We start from the raw sequence: 21,078 nt of genomic DNA on the forward strand, positions 1-21,078 counted from the left end.
TAATTTAACTATCACGTCCATGAGCAGACTCTAAGTCCAGGTCTGGCCCTTTCGGTACGACTTGTGTCGGATTAATTCCAGTATGGCTAAAGTAGTAGTGACGCTTAATATGATAAAAATCCGTCGTCTCCTTGATGCCCTTAACTTGATACAGCTCTTTCATATAGCCATTCAAATGCGCATAGTCGGCAATACGCTTTTTATTGCACTTAAAGTGGCCAACATAGACTGCATCAAATCGAATCAAAGTCGTAAACAGTCGCCAATCCGCTTCCGTGATCACATCTCCAGCCAAGTAACGATTTTTTGCTAGGTGAGCATCCACTGTATCTAGCGCATCAAATAGTCCCTCAAATGCCTCTTCATACGCCTCTTGAGTCGTTGCGAAGCCACAACGATACACGCCGTTATTGATATTTGGATAGATGAAATCATTCCACTTATCGATCGTATGACGAAGGGCTTGTGGGTAGTAATCATCGCGATTGCCTGTTAAGTCATTAAACGCAGAGTTAAACATACGGATAATTTCAGAAGATTCGTTGCTTACAATGGTATTGGTTTTCTTGTCCCACAATACAGGAACCGTGACGCGACCAGTATAGTCCGGCTTCGCTTGTGTATAGATTTGATGCATACGGGTGTGACCAAACAAAGGCTCTGGTAGCCCCATTTGCCATCCTTCGCTCATCATATCAGGGCAAACAACCGTTACATCAATATGATCAGTTAGACCTTTAAGCTCACGAAAAATAAGCGTTCTGTGCGCCCAAGGACAAGCGAGTGAAACGTACAAATGGTAGCGTCCGCTTTCCGGTTGAAATTCGGCGTCCGCACGGTTTTCTACCCAATGTCTAAAACCCGCATCTTCACGAATAAACTTACCGTTGCTCGATTTCGTGTCATACCAAACATCATGCCAAACACCTTCAACTAACTTACCCATATCGAGCTCCTTTAATCCAATTGATTTCGCCCAGTATAAAAAAAGCCAACTATCTAGAGACTAGAAGGAGTTGGCTTAGTTGTTCGAATTATTTGAATGATCAGAAATCAAAAAAAGCGCGACTCCCGAAAGATGTCGCGCTTGAGCCCGTCACAGGCTGAATTACTTACACGCTAACGTGGAGACACGATACCGCGTGAACGTCACTACCTTCGATCGTCGGCTTAGTTTGTGCACATGCTTCTGTTGCTTGAGGGCAACGAGTTCGGAATACACAGCCTGACGGCGGATTGATAGGCGAAGGAAGGTCGCCTTCTAGCATCTCGATATGCTTATTACGCTCGAGTTTTGGATCTGGAATTGGAACCGCTGACATTAGTGCACGTGTGTATGGGTGCTTAGGGTCAGCAAACAGCGCTTCAGCTTCACCCAACTCTACCGCGTTGCCCAAGTACATCACTAGAACACGGTCAGAGATATGTTTCACTACTGACAAATCGTGGGCAATGAAGACTAGCGATAGACCCAGTTCTTTTTGCAGCTCTTTCAGTAGGTTCACAACCTGAGCTTGAATCGACACATCAAGTGCTGAAACTGGTTCGTCACAGATGATCATCTTAGGTTTAAGGATCAGTGCTCGTGCAATACCGATACGCTGACACTGACCGCCTGAGAACTCATGTGGGTAACGGTTGATTACGTTAGGAAGCAGACCAACTTTTGCCATCATCTCTTTTACACGAGCTTTGACTTCGTCTTTAGAAAGCTCTGGGTAGAAAGTTTCTAGAGGCTCAGCAATGATATCGCCGACTGTCATACGCGGGTTCAATGATGCAAGTGGATCCTGGAAAATCATCTGGATCTCTTTACGCGTTTCACGGCGCTGGACTTCTTTCATCTTCGTTAGGTCTTGACCCAACCACAGTACATCACCGTCAGTCGCTTCAACAAGACCAATGATCGCGCGAGCAAACGTCGATTTACCACAACCAGATTCACCTACAACCCCTAAAGTTTCACCTTCATAGAGACGCACGTTAACGCCGTCTACGGCTTTCAGGTTTGAAGGCTTTGTCCAAGGCCATGCCGATTTTGCTGCAATGCTAAAGTGAACTTTAAGATCTTTAACGTCTAGAATTAGGTTCTTATCAATACTCATTTTTTCCAAGCCTCCCACTCTGAAAAACATGCACGCTGACGACCGTCACCAAATGGCGTCAAGATTGGTGCTTCCTGCTTACAACGATCCATTACTCGGTGACAGCGCTCTTGGTATGGGCAGCCTGTTGGTAAACGAAGTAAGTTAGGCGGGTTACCTGGAATTGTCGGAAGAATCTCACCTTCCGTATCTAAACGAGGGATCGCTTTTAGCAGCCCTTCTGCGTAAGGGTGGCTTGGGTTGTAGAATATTTCATCAACCTTACCGTACTCCATCGTACGGCCTGCGTACATCACAAGTACTTTGTCACATGAGCCAGCCACTACCCCTAGATCGTGGGTAATCATAATGATAGCTGTATTGAACTCACTCTTAAGCTCGTTCAATAGCTCCATGATCTGTGCCTGTACTGTTACATCCAATGCTGTTGTGGGTTCATCAGCAATAAGCAGTTTAGGACGACATAGCAGTGCCATTGCGATCATCACACGCTGACGCATACCGCCTGAAAACTCGTGTGGGTACATAGTAATACGCTTACGAGCTTCTGGGATTTTTACTGCTTCAAGCATACGAACAGACTCTTCGAACGCTTCTGCTTTGCCCATGCCTTTGTGCAGCATCAGAACTTCCATCAACTGGTCACTAACCTTCATGTAAGGGTTTAGTGACGTCATTGGGTCTTGGAAGATCATTGCGATCTGTTCAGCGCGTACTTTGTTTAACGCACTTTCGGGAAGGTTAAGAATTTCATTGCCTTCAAATTTCGCACTACCAGAGATAATACCGTTCTTAGCCAGTAGTCCCATGATAGCGAAAACAGTTTGTGATTTACCTGAACCAGATTCACCTACGATACCTAATGTCTCGCCCTGATTCAGAGAAAAATTTAAATCGTTTACTGCGGTTACGATACCATCTTGCGTGGTAAATTCGACTCGCAGATCTTTGACATCTAATAAGCTCATCATTGCTTCCTTAATCTTTTTTATAGATTTTGTAATTTATTGCTTTTTAATTATCTGTCTTTTGGATCCAGCGCATCGCGCAGGCCGTCACCAACATAGTTGAAGCAGAATAGTGTCACAACCATGAACGCTGCTGGGAATGCCAACTGCCAGATTGCTACTTCCATTGTTTGCGAACCTTCTTGAAGAAGCGCGCCCCAACTTGTCATTGGCTCCTGAACACCAAGACCAAGGAATGATAAGAACGATTCAGTAAGAATCATGCTCGGGATTAGAAGCGTTGAGTAAACCGCAACAATACCCAATACGTTTGGAACGATATGACGAGTGATGATCTTCCACTTACTCACACCACAAACGTGCGCCGCTTCGATGAACTCTTTGCTACGCAGGCTCAACGTTTGACCACGTACGATACGAGCCATGTCTAACCAAGCAATTGCACCGATAGCAACAAAGATAAGAACAATGTTACGACCGAAGAACGTTACTAGTACGATAACTAGGAACATAAAAGGTACAGCGTAAAGGATTTCTAGAATACGCATCATAATGCGGTCAACTTTACCACCGATAAAGCCCGACGCCGCACCATATAGGGTACCAATCAGTACCGCTACAAATGCACCCATTACACCTACCATCAGTGAGATTCGACCACCAACTAAGGTACGTACATACAAATCACGTCCTAAGCTATCGGTACCAAACCAGTGCTCTGCATTTGGACCAACGTGCATTGCATACCAGTCAGTATCGTCAAATGTGTAAGGTGCGATCATTGGCAAGAAGATAACGGCTAGCGTCATCAACGTAAGTAGAAACAGACTCACCATTGCCGCTTTGTTGCGCATAAAGCGGATGCGGGCGTCTTGCCATAAACTACGGCCTTCAATTTCCAGATTTTCTGCAAATTTTTCGACCGCTTCTAAATTCTCTTTTTTCGTTAACATAACCAAACTTCCCTGTTAGTAGCGAATTTTCGGGTCAATCATTGCTAGTAAAATATCAACGATCGCGTTGAATAGAATAAATAGGAAACCAATCAAGATGGTTACACCCATTACTAGCGAGTAGTCACGGTTAAAGGCAGCGTTAACAAACAGCTTACCGATACCCGGAAGTCCGAAGATCGTTTCAATGACAACCGAACCTGTGATGATGCCTACAAATGCAGGGCCCATGTAAGAAACTACAGGTAGAAGTGCTGGTTTAAGCGCGTGTTTAACAACGATGTAACGATAGCTTAATCCTTTCGCACGAGCGGTACGGATAAAGTTACTGTTTAGCGTTTCGATCATCGAACCACGCGTAATACGTGCAAATGTTGCAACGTAGAGGAGTGACATACCGATTACAGGTAAGACAAGATACTTGGCACTACCGTCATGCCAACCACCAGCCGGGAACAAATTCCAGTGCAGTGAGAATAGATAGATTAGTGCTGGTGCGAGTACAAACGACGGCATAACAACACCTATCATCGCGGTAGACATAATGGTGTAGTCCACCCACGTGTTGTGCTTCAAGGCCGCTATCGTACCTACCGTCACGCCCATAAGCACAGTAAAGATAAAGGCGATAAAGCCCACTTTAGCTGACACTGGTAGTGCAACAGAGATTAGCTCGTTTACCGAGTAATCAAGGTACTTAAATGAAGGACCAAAGTCCCCTTGAACCACATTGAATAGATAGGTTGTGTACTGTTCAAAAACAGGCTTATCAAGGCCATATTTAGCTTCGATATTAGCCATTACTTCAGGTGGTAACGGTTTTTCGCTTGAAAAAGGGTTACCAGGCGCAAAGCGCATGAGAAAGAAAGATACGGTGATCAATACCAACATTGTTGGGATCGCCTCAAATATCCTTTTTGCGATGAATTTAAGCATAAACTCACTCTTTCAGTCTGTGACATTTAAATTAAAGAAATCCTCAATCCAACGAATTTAGATTGAAGAGAGGCGCTGCATGTGATTTCTCACATGCAGAGCCTAGTTTTTATAGTTCTATCTGCTCAGATTATTGAGCTTTGATGTAAAGATCTTTTGAGTAGATCTTCTCTTCCGCGTTCGCTGATGGGAAACCACCAACGTGTGGGTTTAGTAGACGAGAACGTACGTACTGGTAGATAGGTGCGATTGGCATATCTTTAGCCATTAGCTTCTCAGCTTCTAGGTAAAGTGCTGTACGCTCTTCTTCTGAAGTCGAGTTTAGAGCTTTGTCGATTAGCACATCGTAATCTTTATTGCCCCAGTGCTGACCGCCAGTTGTGTTCTTGCTTACCATTAGCGTTAGGAATGAAGACGCTTCGTTGTAGTCACCACACCAACCTGCGCGTGATACTTCGAAGTCACCTTGATCTTTCGTAGATAGGTAAGTTTTCCACTCTTGGTTTTCTAGAGTAACGTCTAGACCTAGAGTCTTCTTCCACATTGAACCAAGTGCTACCGCAATCTTCTTGTGGTTTTCGTTAGTGTTGTATAGAAGAGTAAACTTAAGTGGGTTGTCTTTGCCGTAGCCTGCTTCAGCTAGTAGACGAGCCGCTTCCGCGTTACGCTCTTTTTGAGACATTTGACCGTATGCTGGTAGCTCTGGGTTGAAGTTCGCTGTGATTTCCGGAGTTAGGAAGTAAGCTGGCTTTTGACCTTGAGCAAGAATTGCATCAGTTACGATATTACGGTCGATAGCGTAAGAGATCGCTTTACGAACACGTACGTCATCAAACGGTTTCTTCTTCGTGTTGAATGAGTAGTAGTAAGTACATAGGCTACCTTCAACAGATACAGATTCTGGATGCTCTTTCTTCAGGCGCTTGAAGTGCTCTGTTGGAAGAGTAGAAGTGAAATCAATTTCACCTGAAAGGAAACGGTTCATTTCTGCAACCGCGTTCTCGATTGGTAGGAATGTAACCTTGTTTAGAACTGTATCAGCGTTATCCCAGTACTGTTCATTACGCTTAAGTTCTAGGCGCTCGTTCACAACCCATTTGTTTACAACAAACGCGCCGTTACCAACGAAGTTCTCAGGTTTAGTCCACTGATCGCCGAACTTCTCTACTGTCGCTTTATGAACTGGTTTCATTGTTGTATGGCCAGTCATCATAACGAAGTATGGTACAGCTGTTTCTAGCTCAACCACTAGCGTGTGGTCGTCTACAGCTTTAACACCTAGTTCAGCTTTATCTTTCTTGCCTGCAACGATGTCTTTAGCATTCTTCATCTTGGTGTATTCCATGTACCAAGAGTAAGGAGAAGCTGTCGCTGGGTCTACTGCGCGTTGGAAAGAGTAAACGAAATCGCCTGCTGTTACAGGGTCGCCGTTAGACCATTTAGCGTCTTTGCGAAGTTTGAAAGTGAAAGTTTTGTTATCTGCTGTTTCCCAAGACTCAGCGACACCTGGGATAGTGTTGCCTTCTGCATCTTGATTCACCAAGCCTTCAAGGATATCACGAATAACGTGTGATTCTGGAACACCTTGAGATTTGTGTGGGTCGATTGTCGCAACTTCAGTACCGTTACCACGCACCAGTTCTTGCTTATCTGCTAGTTTTACGCCAGCTGGAACATCAGCTGCAAGAGTTGCGGTAGAGGTTGCTGCCACTGCTAGACCAGCACCTAAAAGAAGGGCTTGAGTGATTTTGTTCTTATACATGCTTAAAACTCCAAGTTTTTCATTTGCATCCATGACTTCTTTGCAAGTTCACTAGAACGGACAGTGATTTAGATTTATTTAGCGCAAAAAATAAGCACAAAAATCTAAAACCTCACAAAGATTGCGGCACACATTATCAATCATTGAAGTAATTTGCCATAAAAATGTAGCAAAAAATCGTATAATTCTCCGATTACTTCAACAATTCGGCAAAAAACACCATCAAAATAAATAAAATCAGAATATTTGATTGAGATATTTCTAAGACCCAGATTGACGTGCCAATTTATCTATAAAGACACTAGCTCGTAGCATCTTGTGCTAGATATTGTGCGGAAAAATTAACATTAAGTATGTAAAGCAGATAACAATTAACTACATTCCTCTCGTCTGATCAGACGAAATGTGAGGAGAATCACTGTTGGAGCGGTAAAACTAGAGGTTGCAGTGGATTTCACTTCAAGAAACATTAACAAAATCAATGATGTCAGTGACTTATCGTTATTTTCTTGGATTATTCAGGGAAGTATAGGTACTTGAAGGATTTTCTGTAGAGCAGATGGTGATGCTTGCAAGATAAGTCTTCATAACGCGAACCAACTATCAACGTGTTAAAATACTATTTGCAGCATAAGTTCGCATAATATTGCGCCAAAACTCTGCAAATTTTAGCAACTACCCAAATCCAACGTTGTAAAATTACCACCTCCTGTGAGCCCTCTGAAATGGATGGTGATCACATTGGATGGGGAGTATGTATGAAACACACTTTTGGACACAAAAGCGTTAGAGTTGGCGCTCTATGGCATACGCTTCGCATAAGCTGATTTTTGGCTAAATCTGGCTTTCTTCAGTCAATAAAATGGGAGGCATCTCGGCCTAAGGAACTCTTACTTATTGATATGTAGTATAGAAGGTCGTGTATACTCATAGCCTTAACTAACTGAGGGATTTATGAGTAAGCCACTATCCGAGAAAATATTCGATGTCATATGCGTCAAATATTGTGTATTTGCGCTTTTTACCTCTGGGATCTTTGCAGGTTGGCATCTTGCATCCCCTGAAAGAAGCGAAATCGGCGAGCTAATGGAGTCAATAGCGTCAAGGCTTAACGACATCGCCTTGATAACAAAGTTCATTTTCCCAATCTTTCTCCTGTACATTATCAGTTGTGCGATTAGTAGGCCAAATAAATGGCTGCCCTATTTTACACAAGGTATTTATACCGACCATGAAGACAACCAAACTGCGCCATCAATTAAGCATCCTAACTCGCTAGCTGTGATCCGTCCGCTGATTTCAAAGACAACTGACAACACTATCGCCTTCTATGTATTTTACGTTCTAAGTTGGATAGCGATAGCATTTCCAACGGGCAACGGTTACTTTCACAATATCGTCTATTCCGTCATCGCTGCGACCATTTTTCATTACATAATAGTTGCCATCCCCAGAGACCGTGCTAGGTCAACGCCTTCAAACAACATTGAAGGTTTGATGAGCTCTTTTATTGATAGAGAGGTCTTAATTTTCGAGGCTCTCAATCTGCAGCTTAAACTAATTGATGATGATGCTGATGTCTTGAAAGAAAAATGTGTGAGTTTGTTTAAACGTAACCCTCAAGTACAACTCGAAAAATCCTTTCCCTTGTTTCATTGGAAAGGAGGCGTGGACGGTTTTCAAACTCTGAACAATCGCTCCTACGTTGACACAATTGATCTCGCTATCAAGTATGACAGTAAAGCTTTACACGCACTAATGGGGCTTGACCGCTCCTTAATTCCAGAATTCGATGCAGAACTTCTTTCGGCTGCACAGACACTAACTGGGTTTCAACGCTGCATGAAACCTTATGAAAATTCTGATGATGGCTCAAGAGCATTAACTTTGATTCGCTATTTAACGCAAAGACAAAGATTCGTTACTTGTTATTACAAAAGTGTTGCGCTTTATACTGGGGCAAAAGTGCTCAGTAACTATAAAGAGAAACTCTAATGTGAGTTTAACTGTACTAGTTCAGACCTCATCTGACAGTTACCTACTTTTCGACTCGATGCCTTTTTCGATTCATTACTTTTTGTATCTCAATACTAGAGAGACTATCTGTAAGGTACTTGGAAGCGTAACAAGCTTTGGGGAAGTTCTGCGTTACGATGATCTACCCCGTCAGCAAGCCGTTGGACAATTCCGTTTTAGGGAGTTTGATAATTTAGGCCTTTGTAAATGAGTTTTGGTATTGAAAACTGGCTACTAACCTACTAATAACTCACAATCACCCCACTTCTACCACTGTTGGTGAAAAATTCCAACTAGTCTACAATTCATACTATCCAAACACGAAGAACACTTGGGTCAAATCGCACATGTATTTGATTTCTAAACTGGCGGCGAAAGCAGGGATCTCACGCACCACCTTACTCTGTTACGAGAAGTTAGGGCTGATTAACGGCCAGCGCCATTGACAATGGATACCGCTATTACAACGAAAACGATGTGCAGCGACTGTTTTTGACTAAACAACTTCAAAGTGCAGGACTCTCACTGAAAGAGTGCGAACAATACATGGACGCGAAGTTAAGTAGAAGCTCATTGGAAAATTGGCTAACGCAACTCACCCATGAAATTGATGAAAAATCCACGCTCGTGAGTTGCTACTGGCATTTCTTGGAGAACGCCCACAAAGATAGTTACATTTGGTAACAAGTGTCGTCTACTAAACAGAGATGAGTTTGGCAAACAGGCTTAAGGCTTACACCAATTGACATCATTAATACTGGTGGCTGTGATTCCACCAGCATTAATGTATAAAGTATAAAGTCAATACGATTGAGTAATTTTTTCAAAATGACAGAGGGGAACTCGCCACGTGCCATCACATCAAACACCAAATTACACCAATAATATTACCGAGCGTCTATAACTTTACAGGTTACGGTAATCAATACCTTCACTTGTTCCAAAGCACTATCAAGGCAATATTGAGTTGAAAAAGCATGGTTATCCGTCAATGACTCTATCTGCTTGGAAAGTCCTAAAAGTCTACGAAGAATTTTATCGAGGGTTAATGCATTGGTTCGCCAATCACTCTGGATACGGCTATTGGCTATTAGTAAATCTATCCTTAAGAGGTAAATTTGAAGCTCTAAGAGAATGTTCTGCTCTCCAACCTTTTTCGATATTAACTTCACATCTTCTAGGCATTTGTGAAGATTACTAGTATTGATCACGTTAGGTAGATGGGTTAACAACACAAACCTCCTTGGAGGATGAGTGGCTACTATCGAGTAACCACACACCTGCGCCAGTATTATTTAGATTTGAAAACTAGTCTATTTCTAGCCAGTTCATAGTCGAGATATTCCCAAGCAGTAAAATTCGTAAAGCCGATTTCATCATCATCTTTAATGTTCAGAAGAGACTTGTCACCTGTTTCCTCATATTCTTCTTCAACTTCACCTTCTACTCCGTTTAAAGCCTCTTCCACAAGCTGTTCTTGAATGTCTTCGTCTGACCAACCTAAGAATTTTGCAGTTAGATTTGGCTTAAGCCGATAGTAATCGTCAAGTTCAACTAGTGGTGGCTCTTTTCCTTGTTGTACCGCTTTAATGGTTTGTTCTAGCCCATAGGGGTACGTAGCCTCATCCCATTTGAACAACTGTTCTTCATCAACCACGAATATGAGCCAATAATCAGGATTAATAGCCACCTGCCAACCAAGTAAGTTGAACTCTCTAATGATGGAAAAGCGATCATCATGCGACAAAGGCATGCCCACCATCTTCTGGATGAGCCCTTCACGGACTGTGAATCGATTTTGGTTTGCTTCAGCATCCGATCTGTGAGTTTGAGAGCATAAAAGAATTAGCTTTGCTACTTGTTCATAATTGATACGATTATCTTTTACTCTTCTTTGAATAGGCATAGTTAGTTTTATCCTGTTATTTACATAAAAATTAATACGCGCTAACAACTAGCTAAACTCGCTTATACCTAAAACTAAAAAAGAAATCTCTCGATTTTGCCCGATACTCAAGTCATCAAGCCAGTAAGTAACTCTTTTGTGATGTCTGCGGGACGACTGCTCCCTTGCGGCCTTACCCAAAAACGTATTGATTCACCAAGAGTTTTGGTACTTCCATCTTCACCATTGGCAAAAGGGATATTCATATCAAATGGGAAAAGAGCATTATGGAAGCAAGTGATAATGTCTTGTTTAGAGTTCAACTTACCCTCGTTAATATACCCTTCAGCGAACTCTTTGATTATTGCAGTTTCTAGTAGTACTGACTGAAACCAATCGACAGAGTGCTTATATGAGATGACCCAATTAGGACCATTTACAATATCAAAATTAGTGTCATCTATTCCCCAAGACGTTGATTCAGAGAGAGTATTTTTGCTAGCAGCCAAACAAGAACTAACAATCAGCCCCTTTATATTGCGTCCTTTACTCTTAACCATTTCTGATATTTTTTTAATGGAAGCATCAGCTACGCGCTTACCATCACCATGCCCACCGATGTAAAGTATTTGTATGTTCTCTTCCGTGTCAGTTAGGTGATTTAACGCATACTCCAACGAGTTATTATCGTAATAATCACATGAATAAATATTAAGCTGTGACTTTTTAGCATTTTTGTTCACATACTGCTTTACCCCTGTAAAAAAAGGGAGTCCACTCGCTTGATCTCTGTTGTTTTTGAAAGAAAACCAAGGCGCTTCGGCTACTAGTAGCGCGACATCTCTTTTCAATTTAAATACCTCTTAATCAAAATTGTTGGTGGCTTATTCTTCTTACTTGTGATGATTCAACTCGTTAGTGGATTGGGGTGACGGTGAAATCCTATAAGTTGATATTACCTACATCTATGACTAGTCACATTACTTATTCTAGGGAAAACTGCGAGTTTTCTCTGATACTGAGTAAATACTTTAACGCGAAATGGGGCATTTTTGAGTTACCCAATTGCCGTATAACGTCAGCGAAGCTGCAAATCATTTTTGTTTGCTTGCCTTTGTTATCAACTGAAACTCCATACCAGAGCGTTTAGTGTTACGGGTTCTATAGCGCGTTGGATATTTATCAAAAAAATCAGATAACTTCTTCAAACCGTAGTTTCGAGGGTCAAAATCTGGCTTCAATCTTTTTAAATATTTGCCAATTTCACCTAGTTTTGCCCAACCCGATTCATCTCTATAGTTCTGCCAAGCTTGATGCATTAATCGCCATAATTCGCGTTCTGCGTCTTGATTAGAGCTTGATTGTGCCTGCTCAAGATCAACATCAGCGTTTAAGTTCTCTATTGCAACAAAGTCGTCACAAGCATTTTTAAACGAAGTCGGAGTCATCGCTTTTCCAACACCGATGACGTGTATCTCTGACTCTCTTAACCTCGTAGCAAGACTTGTAAAGTCACTATCACTAGATATCAAAGCAAAAGCATCAAACCGTTGACTGTATAAGAGATCCATTGCATCAATAATCATTAAAGAGTCTGTGGAGTTTTTTCCAGATGTATAGGCAAATTGCTGTTTAGCTTGAATAGCTAACTCGTTTAAAGGCTGCTTCCAGTTTTTTAGTTGCTCAGCAGAAAAATCGCCATATGCACGTTTAACGATGATCTGCCCAAAACTAGAAAGCTCTTCAATAATAAGGTTTAGCTTTGAGTGCGGAGTGTTTTCTGAATCAATTAATACAGCGATTTTTCTGTTACCCATAATCAGTGTGTGACCATCCTTTATGTAGTTAGTTGCACTATATCGGCATTAGTAATATTTGTTCAAATGGGATTGTTCAGAAATGATAAGAGTAACAACTCTAAACAGGAAAGGGGCAGATATGAGTTGTTGCAGAATCTGCAATCACTGAGCTTTCTCGTTGCTCGGGCAACTATTGCAAAAATTGCAACAGTTCAACTACCGAGGAATCCTCGATAGTTGCTTGATAAGCAATGTGCATATTTTGCACATTAGTTAGTTCTATTGCCGAAGCGACGAGATCAGAACCGGGTTGGAGCAGAGGTGATTTACGAAACAACCTGTTTCGCAATTGTGCAAGACCCTCTTGCATAATTGGTTACTAGAGTTTGTCCAACAACCTGTTGGACAATTGGGAAACAGCTTGTTTCACAAATAAATCTCATGATGGTTTCTTGCGCTCTAAACACATCTTGGGGAAAAAACAAGTCAATCCAAGCAGACTTAAGGATGTGATCACCAAGCGATTCTGTCGTACCTTAGTTGTTTCAAAATTTGCAACAACTGCCGAGGGTTCCAATAGACATAGAATCGATATTTTGTTGATTCTATGTCGCTCCATTAATCTTGATTTGATAGACATAAGATCGACAATTTGTCGATCTTATGTCGCGGTTCTGTTGAAAGTGAAACCATATATTGGATATATACCCTCTCAAATATTAAACCAAAACATACTGCCACCAATGCTTTGCACATTAAGGATTGGTTAGGTCTAGGCAACTGTCGTAGATACGTTAATATTTAATATAACGATAATGGATTAAGGAGAAGTATTGATGAATCAGAGGCTATCCACTGGGCTGAAATCCGCCGAAACATTGTTGTTAAAATGGGGAGCAACTCATGAACAGGTACAAGTTATTCTGCCAACTGAAGAGGATAATCTTGAAGTTAGAATCAGCCACATTTTAAATATCCATGCCACTTTAAGGACAATATTTAGCAATGAAGACAATGTATATGGTTTTATGTGTCATGCAAACAACAACACCTTCTTCAATGGGCGAAGCCCAATTCGTATCATCGCTTCAGGACGCTTATCGGATTTGCAAGAAGTCAGAGAAAAGATTGAGAGCTTAGTATTGAGCTGACAAAGGGTGTTCGACACTTACATTCGACAGGTTCATAAGCTCATAATTTCGCTCATCCCAACGATTTCCCCTCCATAATACAGAGGAGACACATTCCACATTTAGCATCGAGTTTTTCAGTTCTTCTATTACGTTTTTTTGAGACTCTACAGACAAATCACAGTCAATATTGACACTTAGATATGTATGGCGGGCCAATTTTGCAGCATTCATGACATCTTTATAGTCTACTCCAGAGCTCCCCCCTTGAGTTAGAATTACGCTCGTAAATGATGATTTGAATAGAGCCTGAGCCAGTTGATGGTTGCTGTGACACTCGCTCCAATCCCACATAATAGAACCCGTCAATTCCTCAGAACTCTCTAGTCGAGCCAATGAGTCAAAGTATGGTCCATATTCGTCCTTGCGAGTTCCAAAGATTCTTACAACGATAGGACGCTCTCCACGCCGCATTAATTCTTTCTGTAGAACTCGTACAGTATGACGCTCACCACTCCCACCTTTCGTCCTTAAAGCGGCATAGACTTTTAATTCAGCACAGCACTCCTGCCAGAAAACAACATCAATGTCTTGCCGAGAAAAATCGGAAGCAATGTTGAGCCCACCGCCTAAACTGCGCAGTCGAGTTTTTTGATTCATAACAAACTCCTAAGGTTGCGTTGAGTCCCGTATATCATTTAGAACCACAATAGTCACCTAAATGTTGATGCATGACTTTGATTCGTACTACGTGACATAATAGGCTAACAAAAGGAAAGGAGACCTCTATGACAAAAAGTAAATCAACGTTATACCCAACACCAACCCCTTTTAATTTGCCCAATGTTCCATTCAAAGTCATTGACCCAAATGAATTACCTACCACCTATAGATTGGCTTTCGAAGAGTTTTTAGCTGGCTCGTCTGCACCACATCCTATCTATGCCTATCAGCATGATTTTGAACGGTTCATTTTATTGATTGAACAGGGACATATTAAAATAAAAGAATGCTAAGTTGTATGAAATACAAATAGAGGAAGTGGCTAATGCACCCTCAAAGGTTTCGAATTGTAAGAGCTTAGCTTTACAGGAGGTTACGGTGCAAAATCGGTCAAACCGTACCAACCTGATATGTTGCACGTTGAGTGGCAATTACTAGTTAAAAATCATCTTTAAAGTCAAATTATTCGCATTGATTTTGTTAATGAGTTCTTCAGAAAAACAGTAGTGGTGCACTGACAGTTTTACACTTTTTACTAGGAATAAATTTATCACAGAGCACGGCATTCACCTCAAGCGTTTGTTATTTATATTATTAATCACGTTTAGGCTTATCTTGAGATAGGCTAGCATGCAAATTATTCGTCCCATGCACACTAGGAAATCACAACCATTAGGAAATCTTGGTCAAATGACAATTTATCGAGATGAGGTATTTGTTTTTGCTAACGAACTTCGGGGCAAAGGTGTGTTTGCCGTGATCACACAGTGTCCACTTACCTAGACATTACATAGATAAGAAAAAGTAGGTCAAATCACCTCACTGTGATTTGTGAGGTTGAGCTCGGCTAGCAAGGTAAGGGGCAGAAGTGCGTTGCAGTTATTAAATGGGGAAGTGCTTTTCCTCATACTCTTCAACCATTGCTGCTAGCCTTTCTAGCTCTTCACCTTCTGGCGTGCCAGGTTCGGCCGCATCAAACAGTGATTCAGTTCGCTTCAACGCTGTCTTGTAATCACTTTCAGAGATTTCAAGGCCCAACTCGTCCAATGTTACCTCAGCTAGATCATCACTATGCGCGGTATGGGGGGTCATCCCCTCCAGCAGTTCTTTTTCAGACAACCGTTTCTTGTTCATAGTACGCCTTTTCCGTTCAAAATGAGATTAGGTTATTTATAGCATACTGAGTTATTCGTTATAGCGTAAGGGGGTTGTCCTGAAACGAATTGGGCAATTCTGAGCTTGAAGCGCCCGCCATGAAGGCTGTAGACATTCCTTTGTGACGGCAGAAAATCTACAGCTAAAATCTCATTCGACAACATCAGTAGAACATGTCCCCCGTTGGTATCCATGACCATCACCAACAAAAAGAAAACCACCGAGCCCGAAGCCCAGTGGTTTTTGATTATCAACTGCTTGCTCAGCAGGCAAGTTGCTTTCTTCCTGACCTATTCTTAGCTGCCTATGCGGCAGGTCACCAACGCATTGCTCATATTCGGCTTTTGCGTGCATTCTTAGCTGCCTATGCGGCAGGTCACGCCAAGGCGAACCCAGTTGATTGTGAAGAGATATTCTTAGCTGCCTATGCGGCAGGTCACTGTAAACTATAGACCCTAACTAGTTGATCGTTATCTATTTACGTCACAAAAAAAGAAAATACCCTTTTTTTGAACAACTGTTGTAACTCATTGTTTTTATTGAAACTGATGATACCTGTTTTAAAAAGGGTTAAATGTGAATATCAGGTACGGTTCCTCGTTTATCTTGGTTGGTGGCGAACCCATAACTATTAAAGTTTGTAGGGACGCTCTCGCCAACATGTTCTTTTTGAACATGTAAGATGAAGTCCTGCCTAGATGAACCACTAGAAATTGGAATTCGATGGAAATGTTCAACCTCGCGATCTTCATCTGCAACGGGTAATGATTGTGAATCCGTTAGTTCTGCTCTAGCAATGCTGCGTTTCATTCTTCGCTTTTTAGAGCCTATAAAGCTTTTGCCTATCGTCTGATTCCGGACGAATCTTAATTCAGTTGCGCCTTCTGGAACTTGATGTACATCAGACAACTCAAACAGTTCTTCTTCCTTCATGACAGAAAAATAAGGTTGAAATGTTAGCCCTATCAAAAGGTCTTTATCTTCAGAAATAAAGGCGATGCTATTACCAACTGAATCCGCACACCAACACGGAAAACTCACTCCTATTTGATTCATAGCCTGTTTATTATTGACCATAAACTTGTGCATTTGGCTAATACAGCGCCCAGCAAGAAGTCCACAGTCAACCTGCTCCGGAAGATAGCGTATATAGAAGAAATAGCGTTTGTTCATACTCACACTCACTTGGCCTTACCGCTTGCCCCATTAAAGAGACCGCCTTTAACCAAGACAGACATAATGAAATGAACATCATTTGGAATCACTTTTGTTTTGTTCATTTCCTTCACCCAACTCTCGGTATTTTTGATTAGGTGATAAAAGTCATTTTCTAATGCCACATGCCTTCTTGCGATCACATACTCTCGATCAGCACCATATTCGTTCACTCTTAAAACTTTATCTGGGTCTTCATGCCACCAGTCATCTATAGATTGCAGCGCAGCACCCACTTTCTGACCATGAAACGCCACCGTTTCTTTGCCATTACTCAGTTTCACGGTTGCCAATTGCTTGGTTGGAATACCATCCTCTTTGGTATCTAAAAACTCTTGGCTCGGGTAAACCTCATCTCCCCAACCAACAGATAACTTCGCTCGAATATCCATGTAGAAAGATTCAGAACGGTCTGATAGCGCTCGGCTTAGATAAGCCATCAAAAGCTCAAGGCTTAGTGTTGACTCTTCATCCCAGTGTCCATACCAAGATAGTCTCAGTGCATCATTAACAATTATTCTCTCTTCTTCGCTAGTCGTGACTTCAATTGATAATGCTCGACACTCTTTATTTCTCCACAACCATGCTCCTGATAGAATATTTTTGGCATAACGGTGCGCCAGCTCTTGGTAACCATTAAGCTCCTTATATACCGAACTCAAGGACACTAACGCATTGCGTACATCATCGTTATTACATACTTCAGGGAACAAAGAATTAGCACGGATACGAAGAGAAAATGCACAATAAATATCATCAACCCCTGGAGTAACATAACACTCTTCAATGTATTGAGGATTAGCGTAAGCCAAGTCTTGGGGAGCAACATTTTTTGCAAAAAAATTGTTGCCTTTGTAAGCTTCGGAATAGCCTGCTTTTGGTGCTCGCAACCTTGTTCTATCAATACCAACAGGACACATCTCACCATCTTTTGATAAGTAGTAAAAATACGCCTTACCTGGGGAAAGTGAACGAACATAATTCAGCTGGCTACACAAATCCATAAGCATCTAATTCCTATAGTTTTTCATAAGAATAGTTGCGTAGCTGTATTCTAGCGACCAAAACGCATGCTCAAAATAGTGACCTCGACCACTAAATCGAACTTCAATCGGATTAACGCGTTTTGCAACCCCTATCGCGTTCTCTGCATAAGCATGACACTCTGTTATCGAGTTCTCACGAAATGTCGGTTTTTCCAGCAAATGATAGCCGAGAGAAACTGGATGAATGTCGGCATCGCTTGAAATCTGCAATTCAAGCTCGTCAAAGCTACTGGGCTGCAACTCGCTTGGGTATAACCAACGCCCGTATGTTGGTGCTCCTTTAATCGCGTGGAACACTTCTGACTGGCTGCCAAAAATGTTTAGCCAGTTAACCTCAGATGAAATCGGAGGCTGGAATAAGTATCCTCCCGCAAAAGCCATTGGTAACGACGCTTTTAACTCGCTGAAGTGGTCTGCTAAACGCTCGTGACCCTTGACTCGAATCACCATATCTATTTCTAAATCGGCTAACCTCTCAGAACGAATCGTAGGACGTTTAGCATTAGAAACTGTTCTTTTAGTTGCTACTGAATTTGGCTCAGTCAGTTTGGCTGTGGACTGTATATCCTCACTTCGAACGAAAAAAGAAAAGCTTGAGAATTCCAATGATGAGTCGCTACCGATTAACTGACTAAACTCTCTCTGATAACGGTGCATAAAGCCCCAAAGGGCGGTAAGTGACGGTGCTCCACTCAAGTATGGACTACTCATCGCCACCGCATCCTGAACTCGCATGGAAGTCAGATAGATGTATTGTTCGCTTTGAGTAGTTTCATCACTAGTGCTCGGCTTACTCAATTGATTCAGTACCCAAACTATCTGACACTTAATGACTTGTAATAGTTTGGGGTGATAAGCAAACTTATGAGTAAATTTATTTTCCTGCAGCACATAGTGAAGTCGGTGATTGAATTGGGTTGCGAGTGATTTAAGCTCTGACTCGGGTAACGTCAAAAATGCACTCGCTAAAGAATCTAGGCTATTTAAAAACTGCTCACTTGGATTTAAATTAGCTCGATCGCGCAATTCAATTAATGGCAACATCCATAGCGCTATCTGCTTTCTCAAGATCTTACTTTGGACATTGCGTGCTTTATCTCTTTGCTTGTTAGTTTTGAGTGGTTCACTGCCAGTCAACCTGCTGAGCACCAAGCAGACTTGATGATTTGTAACTTGATAATCATCAAAGTAGCGACCGGTTTTATTGCGGTTTGTCGCTAACGTCCCATTTAGTGTCGACTTTACCCCAAGTGGATAGTTCATTATTTTCATGTTCCCACCAAGGCTTCCGCAAAGGCTTCCAATACTTGCGGAATTGGGCAGTGATGAGGTAACAAAACTCAGTTTGCTCTCCTTATCCCGAGCTCGAACCTCGAGCTCTCGCTGTATTGAGTGGTTCACAACCGGGGTAATGGATACATAGTCGTTCTCCCATGGAAATCGTAACTGCTTGCTATACGAACTGACTGATGTTGGAAAGGTTGAATCTGGAACTTGTGCGTTAATCGCCTTTTGCAAAGCGACGAGAGTTTTGACCTCTAACCCAAAGTCTTGCAATAACGCTAACCAAATGTGGTGTCCTTCTCGCACTAGCGTGAGAACATTGGTTGATTTGGATTGCCAACGAAAAGGATTCAATAACCACAATACGTGTCGGTAATATGCTGAGTTGTGCGCCCAGCCTAAACTCGGTTCAAGACTTCTTCCCGAAATAAACACTTCATCGGTTTGCAAAGGTTTAGCAATCAGCCTCTGCTCTGCTACGCGGCAGTCTGGATATTTCAAATTGTGCGAGTGAAACCATTTCAATTCCCCTATTGATGAGTCTATGTTTTCTGAATCGCTCAAATGCTGCTTCGCACGGACTTTGTCTAACCAGTCATTGCATTTATCGCCTTTATGATGAGAGCTTAGGTTAACTAGTACCGTTAATGCCGTCTCCTCAAGCCCGTCGACTTCAATGTCTGCGGTGTAAGGCATGAACCATTTTTTCAACATTGCCTGCTTTTTATTCGCATCTTCAATTGAGAGCAACTCAATAAGTTTCGTCATGCTTACCACTCCGGCAAATATACGCATAGCCCATCCATTTCTGAGCTCATTCGAGTTAGCTTAGTTTCTACCACGCTTCTTAGCGTGAAAGCCGATTCATGGCTGGCTATTTTAGTATGCATACGCGGCCGAATAGCAGCTTTGATTTCACCAAACTCATAGAGCCGATATACTTCATCTGTTGTGCAAGAAAGCAATGTAGAGGCTTCTAACGGGCTTAGCAGCACATCACCAACATTTCCCTTAGATGAGGCTGGGTTATCCGAAACAAGCCCTGAGAGATACCTCAACACTTCATTCAACACTAAGTTTTTACTCAACTCGCGGCTCGGCAAATGACGACAGTCTTTAAGCAAGCTGCCAAACGCCTCTGAAAAGAAAGCCTTTCGCCAATCTCTCACTCGAACTACATCAGCTTTTAGCACCAATGCATCTAAGTCCTCTTTGAGTGATGTTGGCCATGCGAAGCAATAGTCAATAAAGGCTTCAAAGCTAATATCATCGACGTCACTATAGCGACTTACATACCAAATTAAAAAACCGTAGCGTTCAGATAAAGTCATTCCTGCTTTCAATAATCCCAAGGGTTTTGAATCGCTTCCTGATAACCATCGAGCTACCAATACCTCAGCCTCTGACGCGTCCTCTACTGGCGAGTTTCGGAGTTCATAACCACATTCACACTGGCTAATGCTCTCGGTACCTTGATATTCTAGTCTCGATATACACTCAGGGCAGTGATGAACCAGTTTACAGCCATGATGTTCACAAGCTTGGTGAGAGATATATTGCCACTGCTGGCGAATGTAGGGAGCTTCGCTAATACACAGAGGGCAAATTGGCGTGAAGCGTTTGCGAAGAAAAGCATACGGGTAGTCAGACCCGAATCTATGTACCGCTTTGTATTGCGGAGAGAATTGAGCTTTCGAATGTGATAGCGCGAGACGCAGTACACCAAAGTTATTGAGCTTGAATTGGTTCTCAAGGTGAATAAGAACCCGCGCTCGCATTTGGCTTGTTGTTTGAGCGTGGTAGATGTTGACTCGATTGAGCTCTAAAGGGAAAGCACCAGAAATCGCTTCATGCTGATCCATCGTGTCAAACCAGATGTCTTCAGCAAAATGAGAAAATCGCTCGTAGCCTTGTTCTTGCGATAAGCGTAACAAGAAGCTCTCTAGCGACTCGTCAGGGTATAGTTGAAGGTCGGTATTCACATGCCACCAATAAAACTTAGATAACCTAAGTTTTATTATTGCGGCTAAATTAGTCAACGCAAATATGAAGGGGTAAACTGTGACTAAAAACTGATTCCGGGTTTGCCGCCTTGGCAGTT

19 protein-coding genes and 1 pseudogene are annotated in these 21,078 nt (G+C 42.1%); 5 read left to right on the forward strand and 15 right to left on the reverse strand.

All coding sequences use genetic code 11. The annotated features are described in order from the left end of the window. Window positions 1-4: 4 nt before the first annotated feature. The 6 genes from U9J37_RS06035 to U9J37_RS06060 form a co-directional block, all read right to left on the reverse strand. The gene (locus U9J37_RS06035) at window positions 5-946 is read right to left on the reverse strand and encodes a glutathione S-transferase family protein (protein ID WP_005472940.1); all 942 of its coding nucleotides are present in this window, start codon (window positions 944-946) and stop codon (window positions 5-7) included. Window positions 947-1,112: 166 nt separating this feature from the next. Further along, window positions 1,113-2,105: a murein tripeptide/oligopeptide ABC transporter ATP binding protein OppF gene (gene oppF, locus U9J37_RS06040; RefSeq protein ID WP_005472982.1), complete on the reverse strand. Its 993-nt coding sequence runs from the start codon at window positions 2,103-2,105 to the stop codon at window positions 1,113-1,115. Then, window positions 2,102-3,073: an ABC transporter ATP-binding protein gene (locus U9J37_RS06045; protein ID WP_043887083.1), complete on the reverse strand. Its 972-nt coding sequence runs from the start codon at window positions 3,071-3,073 to the stop codon at window positions 2,102-2,104. Before U9J37_RS06045 ends, oppF begins: the two co-directional genes overlap by 4 nt. A 50-nt stretch (window positions 3,074-3,123) precedes the next feature. After that, window positions 3,124-4,026 carry an oligopeptide ABC transporter permease OppC gene (gene oppC / locus U9J37_RS06050; protein ID WP_005473085.1) on the reverse strand — a complete coding sequence of 301 codons (903 nt, stop codon included), beginning with the start codon at window positions 4,024-4,026 and terminating at the stop codon, window positions 3,124-3,126. A gap of 15 nt (window positions 4,027-4,041) precedes the next feature. After that, window positions 4,042-4,962: an oligopeptide ABC transporter permease OppB gene (oppB, locus tag U9J37_RS06055; protein ID WP_005472942.1), complete on the reverse strand. Its 921-nt coding sequence runs from the start codon at window positions 4,960-4,962 to the stop codon at window positions 4,042-4,044. 130 nt (window positions 4,963-5,092) lie between these two features. Then, window positions 5,093-6,724, reverse strand: a complete 1,632-nt coding sequence (locus U9J37_RS06060; RefSeq protein WP_043887089.1) for an ABC transporter substrate-binding protein — start codon at window positions 6,722-6,724, stop codon at window positions 5,093-5,095. Window positions 6,725-7,678: 954 nt separating this feature from the next. On the opposite strand from U9J37_RS06060, the gene U9J37_RS06065 reads away from it, so the two are divergent. Both U9J37_RS06065 and U9J37_RS06070 read left to right on the forward strand, forming a co-directional pair. Further along, window positions 7,679-8,719 (forward strand): hypothetical protein, encoded by a 1,041-nt coding sequence (locus U9J37_RS06065; RefSeq protein ID WP_005473022.1) that lies wholly within the window; start codon window positions 7,679-7,681, stop codon window positions 8,717-8,719. A gap of 368 nt (window positions 8,720-9,087) precedes the next feature. Further along, a pseudogene (locus U9J37_RS06070) lies at window positions 9,088-9,408 on the forward strand (MerR family transcriptional regulator); the annotation flags it as partial. A gap of 623 nt (window positions 9,409-10,031) precedes the next feature. Here the strand turns inward: U9J37_RS06070 and U9J37_RS06075 are convergent. The 3 genes from U9J37_RS06075 to U9J37_RS06085 all read right to left on the reverse strand — a co-directional run bounded on the left by U9J37_RS06075 (window position 10,032) and on the right by U9J37_RS06085 (window position 12,442). Next, on the reverse strand, window positions 10,032-10,646 hold the full coding sequence (locus tag U9J37_RS06075) for a hypothetical protein (RefSeq protein ID WP_232280829.1): 615 nt from the start codon (window positions 10,644-10,646) through the stop codon (window positions 10,032-10,034). Window positions 10,647-10,753: 107 nt separating this feature from the next. Then, window positions 10,754-11,476, reverse strand: a complete 723-nt coding sequence (locus U9J37_RS06080; RefSeq protein WP_005473026.1) for a hypothetical protein — start codon at window positions 11,474-11,476, stop codon at window positions 10,754-10,756. A gap of 243 nt (window positions 11,477-11,719) precedes the next feature. Further along, window positions 11,720-12,442, reverse strand: a complete 723-nt coding sequence (locus U9J37_RS06085; protein ID WP_005472976.1) for an NYN domain-containing protein — start codon at window positions 12,440-12,442, stop codon at window positions 11,720-11,722. A gap of 818 nt (window positions 12,443-13,260) precedes the next feature. Between U9J37_RS06085 and U9J37_RS06090 the strand changes: the two genes are divergently transcribed. Continuing rightward, window positions 13,261-13,575: a hypothetical protein gene (locus U9J37_RS06090; RefSeq protein WP_043887081.1), complete on the forward strand. Its 315-nt coding sequence runs from the start codon at window positions 13,261-13,263 to the stop codon at window positions 13,573-13,575. On the opposite strand, the gene U9J37_RS06095 is transcribed toward U9J37_RS06090, so the two are convergent. Continuing rightward, complete coding sequence (locus U9J37_RS06095; protein ID WP_005473068.1) at window positions 13,561-14,214, reverse strand: hypothetical protein; 654 nt, start codon at window positions 14,212-14,214, stop codon at window positions 13,561-13,563. The two genes, U9J37_RS06090 and U9J37_RS06095, sit on opposite strands and share 15 nt — an antisense overlap. Window positions 14,215-14,342: 128 nt before the next feature. On the opposite strand from U9J37_RS06095, the gene U9J37_RS06100 reads away from it, so the two are divergent. Next, on the forward strand, window positions 14,343-14,570 hold the full coding sequence (locus U9J37_RS06100; protein WP_005473016.1) for a hypothetical protein: 228 nt from the start codon (window positions 14,343-14,345) through the stop codon (window positions 14,568-14,570). 589 nt (window positions 14,571-15,159) lie between these two features. Here U9J37_RS06100 and U9J37_RS06105 read toward each other — a convergent pair. Next, the gene (locus U9J37_RS06105; RefSeq protein WP_005472936.1) at window positions 15,160-15,411 is read right to left on the reverse strand and encodes a hypothetical protein; all 252 of its coding nucleotides are present in this window, start codon (window positions 15,409-15,411) and stop codon (window positions 15,160-15,162) included. 194 nt (window positions 15,412-15,605) lie between these two features. On the opposite strand from U9J37_RS06105, the gene U9J37_RS21360 reads away from it, so the two are divergent. Continuing rightward, on the forward strand, window positions 15,606-15,884 hold the full coding sequence (locus U9J37_RS21360; protein WP_005473011.1) for a type 1 periplasmic-binding domain-containing protein: 279 nt from the start codon (window positions 15,606-15,608) through the stop codon (window positions 15,882-15,884). A gap of 118 nt (window positions 15,885-16,002) precedes the next feature. Here U9J37_RS21360 and cas6f read toward each other — a convergent pair whose 3' ends face one another. Genes cas6f through U9J37_RS06125 form a run of 4 tightly spaced genes read right to left on the reverse strand, consistent with a single transcriptional unit; the run spans window position 16,003 to window position 20,959 of the window. Continuing rightward, window positions 16,003-16,605, reverse strand: a complete 603-nt coding sequence (gene cas6f / locus U9J37_RS06110) for a type I-F CRISPR-associated endoribonuclease Cas6/Csy4 (RefSeq protein WP_005473100.1) — start codon at window positions 16,603-16,605, stop codon at window positions 16,003-16,005. 8 nt (window positions 16,606-16,613) lie between these two features. Continuing rightward, window positions 16,614-17,651 (reverse strand): type I-F CRISPR-associated protein Csy3, encoded by a 1,038-nt coding sequence (gene csy3, locus U9J37_RS06115; protein WP_005473079.1) that lies wholly within the window; start codon window positions 17,649-17,651, stop codon window positions 16,614-16,616. 6 nt (window positions 17,652-17,657) lie between these two features. After that, window positions 17,658-19,745: a type I-F CRISPR-associated protein Csy2 gene (locus tag U9J37_RS06120; protein WP_043887080.1), complete on the reverse strand. Its 2,088-nt coding sequence runs from the start codon at window positions 19,743-19,745 to the stop codon at window positions 17,658-17,660. Between the two features lie 2 nt (window positions 19,746-19,747). Next, entirely contained in the window at window positions 19,748-20,959 is a 1,212-nt protein-coding gene (locus U9J37_RS06125; protein ID WP_005472999.1) for a TniQ family protein, read from the reverse strand. Between the last annotated feature and the right edge of the window lie 119 nt (window positions 20,960-21,078).

Source organism: Vibrio sp. 16 (genome assembly GCF_963681195.1).
GTDB classification, from domain to species: Bacteria; Pseudomonadota; Gammaproteobacteria; order Enterobacterales; family Vibrionaceae; genus Vibrio; species Vibrio sinaloensis_D.